This window comes from Micromonospora noduli, assembly GCF_003264475.1.
Taxonomy (GTDB): domain Bacteria; phylum Actinomycetota; class Actinomycetes; order Mycobacteriales; family Micromonosporaceae; genus Micromonospora; species Micromonospora noduli.
The window spans coordinates 1-7742 of record NZ_PYAC01000034.1 but is presented as its reverse complement, the minus strand read 5'-3'; the positions used below and the strand labels follow the sequence as shown (position 1 = coordinate 7742).

Annotated in this window: 5 protein-coding genes; 2 read left to right on the top strand and 3 right to left on the bottom strand. The window is 65.6% G+C overall.

The annotated features are described in order from the left end of the window. Nucleotides 1-87 precede the first annotated feature (87 nt). Nucleotides 88-300 carry a GNAT family N-acetyltransferase gene (locus MED15_RS26425; protein ID WP_112583051.1) on the bottom strand — a complete coding sequence of 71 codons (213 nt, stop codon included), beginning with the start codon at nt 298-300 and terminating at the stop codon, nt 88-90. Nucleotides 301-885: 585 nt separating this feature from the next. On the opposite strand from MED15_RS26425, the gene MED15_RS26420 reads away from it, so the two are divergent. Continuing rightward, a complete protein-coding gene (locus MED15_RS26420; protein ID WP_167457738.1) occupies nt 886-1962 on the top strand; it encodes a cellulose-binding domain-containing protein in 1077 nt (358 codons plus the stop codon). A gap of 530 nt (nt 1963-2492) precedes the next feature. Here MED15_RS26420 and MED15_RS26415 read toward each other — a convergent pair. Continuing rightward, nucleotides 2493-3065 (bottom strand): hypothetical protein, encoded by a 573-nt coding sequence (locus tag MED15_RS26415; protein WP_146766747.1) that lies wholly within the window; start codon nt 3063-3065, stop codon nt 2493-2495. A 371-nt stretch (nt 3066-3436) separates the two neighbouring features. Between MED15_RS26415 and MED15_RS26410 the strand changes: the two genes are divergently transcribed. Beyond that, complete coding sequence (locus MED15_RS26410) at nt 3437-4327, top strand: hypothetical protein (RefSeq protein WP_112737231.1); 891 nt, start codon at nt 3437-3439, stop codon at nt 4325-4327. Between the two features lie 570 nt (nt 4328-4897). Here the strand turns inward: MED15_RS26410 and MED15_RS26405 are convergent. Continuing rightward, complete coding sequence (locus MED15_RS26405; RefSeq protein ID WP_112737229.1) at nt 4898-6091, bottom strand: hypothetical protein; 1194 nt, start codon at nt 6089-6091, stop codon at nt 4898-4900. Nucleotides 6092-7742 lie beyond the last annotated feature (1651 nt).

Sequence of the window (7742 nt, the reverse complement as noted above, 5' to 3'; positions counted from 1 at the left end):
CCTCTTCGGCGGCACCGAAGATATCAGCCATGTTGCTTTCGGTTATCCAGTCGGGGACGTTCGGTCATGCCGACGAGCGTGCGTGGATCAGGCACTTCTGGGCTCTGGTATGTACGCGGCCGCGACGGGTGTGCGTACTGTCCATCCGAGAGCTCGATAAAGACGGTGACCGTCGTCAGTAGCGACCAGGACGCCGGTGTCCGCGTCGAGTCGGAGGGCGTGCGGCGCGAGCGAGCGCATGACCACGTTGCCCAGTCCGCGGCTCCGGTGTGCAGGTGCGGTTTCGACCTGGTCGACGATCCCGAATGCGTCGGCGGTCGTGAGCCTGCCGGACGCGGCGACCTACCCCTCAAGGTCGAGAACGATAGCGGTGACAACATCGCCGGAGGTCTGAAGCCGTGCGGTGTACGGCGATGGAGGAGCTGTGTCGGAATCGGCCCGGTAGGTCGTCGTCATGAGGTAGCCGGTGTCGGCCAGCTTCCACTGTGGCGGGAGAGCGGCACCGGCGCCCACATCACGAGGGTGCCCCGCGCTGTGGCTCGGGGCTGACTGATGGCCGTCGGTCTGGTGATCTGCCCACTCGCCGTCCACGTTGCGAAGTCGCGTACCCGGCGCTCGGTTTTCTGCCGGGACTTGGCCGCCCACTTCGTTGCGTTCTTTGACGCGAAGTCGTCCAGGACCTGGCGGTCAGTCGCGGTCCAGGCGGGAAGCTGCGCTATCCACTCTTCTGCCTGCTCGGCGCTGTGGCCGCTACCGATCAGCCATGGGTGGGCTGTCCGTTGTCCTGCCGGCGGCAGGACTGCCGTGCGTGCCTTGACAGGAAGGCGGAGCAGCAGGACAGTCGACATATTCATAGACGTCTAACTATCTACGGCGAGGTGTGCCATGCGGAAGTCGCTGACTGCTGTGGCCGCCATCGCTGTTGCCATGATCGCGATGATGGCCGCGATCTCACACGCCAGTGCGGCGAACGCGGCGGCCGGGTGTCGGGTGAACTACGTCGTCACCAGCCAGTGGACCGGTGGCTTCCACGCCGACATCGCGGTCACCAACTTGGGTGACCTAGTCAACGGGTGGACGCTGCGGTTCGCGTTCCCTGCAGTCGACCAGCGGCTCACGCAAACCTGGAGCGCCACCTGGGCCCAGGCGGGCCAGCAGGTCAGCGCGACCAATCTGGGCTGGAACGCGACCCTGGGCACCAATGGCTCCGCGAACATCGGTTTCGTTGGCGCCTGGTCGGGCAGCAACCCCATACCGGCGTCGTTCACGCTCAACGGCGTCACGTGCACCGGCGGCGTCCTGCCCAGCGTGACGCCGACCCGGACGACCACACCGCCGGTCGCTGACTACCCGGCGATCGTCACCTGGCTCAGCCCGACCGCCGGCGCGGTGTACACCACGCCGGGAACCGTCCCGCTGGCGGCGACCGCGACCGTGGGAGGCGGACACAGCATCACCTCGGTGTCGTTCCGGGTGGACGGCGTCACGGCGGCCCGGGGGGTGAGGACGACCGGTGACCGGTACGAGGCGCTGTGGACACCACCGATCGGGGAGCCCGGCACCAGCACCACCTTCGTGCTGTACGTCTCGGCCGGCACCGACCAGTCGCTGCCTGGCGCTGCGCCGCCGCTGCTGGTCACGGTGGTGACGCCGGCGTCCACCGGCACCAACCACCCGCCGGCGGCGGCGCTGAGCACCCCCGGCGGGCAGACCTACTTCCTCGAACCGACGACCGTCACGCTGGTCGCCGACGTCGCCGACACCGATCCCGGGGACCTCGTTACCCGGGTGGAGCTTTACCTCGGCGCAACCCGGCTGGCCGTTACGCCGACCAACAGCGGACAGCGCTACCAGTTCCAGACGGCCCTGTCGGCCGGCACGTCGTCCACCTTCACCGTGCGGGTCCACGATTCCCACGGCGGCCTCGGCATCTCGAACCCGCTGACCTTCACCATCCGTTAGCGCCTCGGCCCTCCGTCAAGGGCTGACCAAAGTCCTTCCACTGGCCGTCGATACGTTTGCGAGTCGGCACGGCGCTCTGGGTCAATTCGACCAGGCCATCGGGGTTGGCGGTGACCGTCGTGGTGGGTGAACCTGCGGCGGTCGCCTCAAACAGCTTGCTGGAGCTTTGGCGTTGCGGGTGAGCTTGCTGGAGTCCGCCGTAGTTCCGTCATTCGAGACACCGATCCCACGGGCAGTGCCCTGACCAGGACCTTCAGGCTGGAGACCTCTTCGGCGAACCCGAAGACGTCAGCGCTGGCACCCCATCGAGGCGGTTGGGCGGCGTCCGCGTGTAGTCGATGACAGGATGCCGGAGCCGGCGTGGCGCCGAACCAAGCCGGCGACTCAGTCCTGCGGTCACCCATCGACTGGCCTCACCGACCTATGGGGCGATGCCACACAGCCTTCGCGAGTCTGGGCACCCTCATTGCCCAGTCACGCTGCCCGTGGCCGGGCAGGCCGGCCCTCTCAAGATGGCCGGCCTCCCCGCGTCACGCCGCCGCTCGGCTCATCGCGGCGCTGGCCAGCCCGTTCAATGTGGTCAGGTCGGCCGCCCCCAGGTACGAGTCCGACATCATGACCACCACCACGTAGTGGCCGACCGCGGCGGCGACATAACCGACGTAGTGGTCGCCCTCGTCGTAGGTGCCGAGGAACAGCACCGTGTCCGGCCCGAGGTGGTCCTCGGCGACCGGGTCGAAGCCTTCCTCGTCGCCGCCCGCCCCGCACCGGGCGAGCTGCGCCTTCAGTTCGGTGATATACGCGTGTGCCCCATCGCCGCGGTACCGGGCGACGTTCTCGTAGATCCGAAATCGGGTACCGAGATCGGCTGCCTGCGTGCGGTTCACGACCGGCTGCGGCACCGGCGTGTCCGCGCACGGCTGAGGTAGCAGCGACCACACCAGCCCGTCCTCCACCGGCCCCGGCACGGTCCCGCCGAGATCGTCCGGCTGCAACATGACCCGGTCAGGGATCCCCCGTGGCCGCTGCTGCGCCGCCGCCGGCCCGCTCGCCGACACCAGCCCCAGGATCACGGCCGTCATCACCATCAGTGTCCTTCGCATACGAACCATCCTCTACATCGCTGGCAACCGATGGATGGGCGTGCGTACCCAGCTCTCCCTAAGTACACGTACTCCCCACCGGAGTGGGAACCTGGTGCCGGGCCGTAGAAGTTCATCGGTCTGAGGTTGCACCCGGGGGCGCACGTGCGTGCGGTGTCGCTCCTGTGACGGACGGGCCGACTGTCCCGAGCGGTCTGCGCGTGCCCAACCTCGGCGGGGACGGCTCGGACAACCCGCACATGTCCCCCGAACTCGGCCAGAGCCACCTCTCTCGAGGGTCGACCGGGTGTTACATGCTGTCTGTTATGTGGTCACCGGACGATCACCGCTCCCCATCGAGGACCCGACGCGACGAGCGGGGACGGGTCATCGTGAACTCCTGGACCGACCCTCTCGCTGTGGCGTTCCTAGCCGAATTCTGCTCGCTGATTCTGCTGTTGCTAGCACCTCTGACTCTCTCCGGGCGCGCCGCGTCGGTAATGACCGGCGTGCTGGCGGTGGTTGTTCACTGGGCCTTGCCCTACGCCTATCTCGGACGGGAGCACTCCGTTCGTGAGGACAGAAGCCTCCTTGGGCAGGTACGGATACATGACGCGTTGAGCGTCGGGGACGTTCCGACCCACCCTTGGTGGTGGAAGGAGGGCGGCAAGCCCGGCCGACCGCTGATCCGCCTAGCCGTGTTGGCGACAGTGCCGGTCAGTATCGCGTCCGTGGCCTTCCACGGCTGGGTGATCAGCACGGCTACGACGATCCTTCCGGACCACTATTCGTATCTCCCCGTCGAGGACGGCGACCTGCCTACGCTGCTGTGGGGCGTGGGTTGGCTGGCGTCCTTCGGTGTATTGTCTTGGGCCCGTTCGACGCGACGCAGAGCCTTCCGGGCCGCCGTTGACGCCCTGGTCGAGCGGGAGAACCTCGATCCCCACCTGTCGGAACGGGACCGCCTCCACCGGGAGACGACGGAGCTGAAGCGCCAGCGAGCGGAACTCGGCAGTATCCTCAAGAGCCTGCGAGAGACCGACGACGCAGCGCGTTCCGAAGGGGTGCCCCCGGGCCTCAGAATCACCCTGGATCGTCTTGTGCGGCTGACCGAAACGGCGCTCAGCAGCACCGACGTAATTTTGAAACGAGACCAGGAGACCACTGAGCGAGCTGATGCCGAGAGGCGGCAGAGCATCCGCCGCGAGCGTTGGATGCTCGTCATCGGAGCCCTCGCCGGTCTGCTCCTCGCCATCCTGAGCCACCAGGTGGGGCTTACCTGAGGCTCGTGATCACTTCGGTCAGCTCCAGCCGTATGTGAGGTCATGGTAGGCCGGCCTGCCGCAGCTTCTCGCCTAGATCAACTCTTTAGCGATGATTTTCGCTGGAAGTTGCGGCCGTCCCCATCGGCGCGGTACCGACGGTGACGCGGCCCCTCGCTGACATAACGGCGATCATGGCCCGGATCTCTCTCGACGCGGTGTCGGGATTGACTGCCGTGGGTGGATGAGTCGATCACTACGGGGCACATCACCGACGAAGCTGCGCAGCCTGCGCCGCTGCGAACTTTGGGCAGCGCGATCGCGAGATTGCAGGATCAGATCGGCCATGTTACGTCCGCGCTTGTTCTCGCAGGTCAGATTGGGTGGGGCGTCCTTTTCCTGCAGAGCGCTCGCGGTTCTGCGCAGCGGTCGAGAACGCTCTATGCCGTCTCGCAGGGGAGTGTGCGCAGGTCAAGGCGGTGAGGAGTCGTCGGTTGCGCTGGCCTTGCAACTGGGAGCAGATTGGGTGCAGGTTGGCGAAGAAGCCTCCGCGCCCGAAGCGCTCATTGTCCTATCGTGTTCGTGCGCGAGTCAGGTTCTCGACAGGCGCAGGAACTTGCGATGATGCCAGGCGAGGTTGAGGCAACTGCTGGCGCCGCGCCTGGTGTTAACGTGATTCGCGTATAAGTTGACGGTTTCTTGGTCGAACGGCAGGCCCTGTCCCTCTCGACCGACGACGAGGGTTCCTTCCGGTCCTTTTCGCACCATGTTCTTGAAGACCGCATCGAAGACTTCGGCGTCGATGATGCAGACCGTCAGGAGTTCAGGTTTCCACGTCAATGGGTCGAGTCCCAGTCCCAGCACCTGGACCGTAAGCCGGCCGTCGTCCCGGGCTTCGTTGAGCTGCCGGTACGGAAATTTGTTGTAATAGTCGAGCCACTCGCCCCCCTGGCCGTAGGCCTCCTCCATGTTGAGGAACTCTTCAGCGTATTCGCGCATGATTGTCAACCAGATGTCGAAGTCGTGTCTGAGTGATTCGTAGGTGCGGTCGGACGGTGCGAACTCGCCGGCAGGGATGACGTGCATTACTTCAGAGCCGGCGACTACCTGACCACCGTCCCGAGCGTGCATGAAGAAGCCTGCGGTATCGGGTCCGCGCCGGATGGTCAACGTGAGCACGCCCAGGCTGGCGGACCGCGCTCGCAGGTCAAACGGGTCCTTCAGGGCAAGGCGGTAACGCTGGCGCCCCGTCGCCGACTCGTACGCCAGCACCTCGGACGTGTCCAGGTAGTCGAAATAGTGACCGACCTGAAAGTCGAGCACCAGGCCGCCGCGGTCGGGCGTGATGGATACGGGCCGGTACACCGCCCCGTTGAAGAGGTGATCCATGTGGTCGAGTCGGACGAGGGACTCGCTGTAGCGCAGCCGTCTGCCGCCACCCGGGTCGCGTGGCAGGAGCCGGCTCGCTCTGGCGGCGTTGGCCGTGCTGCGGTCATTAGTGATCGGCGCATCGAGCCACCTGAGGCGAAGGCGATCAAGGCCGACGGGATTGGGAAGGATCCAGCCGTCACTAGTTAGCATCGGGACGCCGTGCCACTTCCAGGCTGAATCGGCCCGGTTCCAGGCGTCCGCGCTCAGCTGCGCCTGGTGCTTGCGCACACGCTCTCGGGTCTTGAGGTAGCTCCTGACTGACCGGCCACGCAGAGTTGTCCATATCGCGATGCCGATGCCGACCATGGTTAAGGCAAGACCAACGAGGGCAGTCCAATCCGAGACTTTCATCATGCTCCATTAGTGATGGAGTGGGATCTCGCGGCTCCAGCCGGATCAGTGTCGCAGGGCTGCGCTACGCCAGATGGCCCTGGTTTGGTGCCACCGGCACGCTGTCAAGCAGGCAGATGCTGCCTCAGATCGGGCCAGGCTTCCGTGCTGGTCTGAGGCCACAGCGCTGACGGCAGACGAGTCGCCTACCTGACACCGTCCCATCCGGTCGGCGGGTGCCCAACACCCCGCCCACTCACCACCACGTGTTCGGTGAGCAAACTCAACCGGAAGCAGAAAATCGGCCTCGGAATCGCCGCCCTACTTTGCTCATGGCCTCATTCTCCGCGACTGCACGGCCTCGCTTCCCGGCGAGACCTCATCGCTGCGTTCAGGTCAGTTACGAGACATCCCTTAATCAGCGATTGCGATATCAATACGATCCGATACGCACCGCATCCACTGGCCCCGATCCCCCGATACGCACCGCATCCACCGGCCCTGACGCCGCGATACGCACTGATGGGACTTCCGGCTCCAGAGTGGGGGTAAGCGCAGCTAGAGGATGACCAGAGGAGGGAGGTGTAATGCTTTCAGTTGAAGCACATGCGAACCTGGTGTGACAAGTGTCGCCCATATAGTCTCGGGCGAAACTGAGCACCGTAAATAAAGCCGGGATAAACAGCAGTGCAAATTTGGCAAACCGGCAAGAACGCGAGCTGGTCGCCACCACCCCCGTGGAATCTCTTATGAGACTTTCCTCGTCCATGACGCGATTGTATCGCCTCGCTCCAAGGCTCTACAGGGAACGGTCGGGGGCCAGAGAGGCCGCTAGGCAGTTTCACTACATGATGCATTCTCGCCGGCAGATCCGGACGTGTCGCGGCTCCCGACTCAACTCAGCGTGCCTGCGGTTGCGGATTTTTACTCGCGGATACGCACTGCTGCTCGTAGGTCGGTATCGACTGCGACCAGCCAGACACTGCCAGTGCGCGACAGCTGTCGCATGCCGATGTATTCGATCTTCGGGCGAGCCCAGGACGCGCAACTGCGAGCACCGCGCCCATGACGACTACAAACGACGCCGAGTTGGCCGCGGCACCGACCAGCCGGCCGAGCTGCTCAGTTGTCGATGCGGGAGGCGAGGTCGGCTAGGTGGGAGGCGTCGGGGACGACCCGCACGCCGGCTGTGCCTGCCGAGCGTGCCTCGTCGGCCGGCACCGGGCCGGCGGAGCTAACGACGATGCCGCCGTTGGCCCCGTAAGGGTCAGCTTCGCGAGGTCCACGGAAGCCAGGCGTACGTGGTTCACCACCACGTTGAAGGGGCCACCGGCGGTCGGCATGGCGGAGTGGTACGACGACCCTCGGCATCCTCATCTGTCGCTGACAAGGTGCGGCGATCGTGGGCGTGCTTCCCGATCCACCGATGCTGCTGCGGGAGCCAGCGCTGGTGCCGACCAAGGCAGTGGGCCGGCAGCTTACGAGCGGTCGGCGGTCGGCGGTTGGCGAGCCGGTGCGAGCCGGGTTGGGGGAGCAGGTTGGGAGCAGGGTGCCCTGAACGGCCCTGAACTGCGTCCAACGGCATCGAACGGTGCTCAACTGCACCCACCCCTGCCTGCGGCTCCACGTTGTCGCAGGTCAGAGTCGGCGCGGCGTCCTGTTTCCCGCGGAGTGC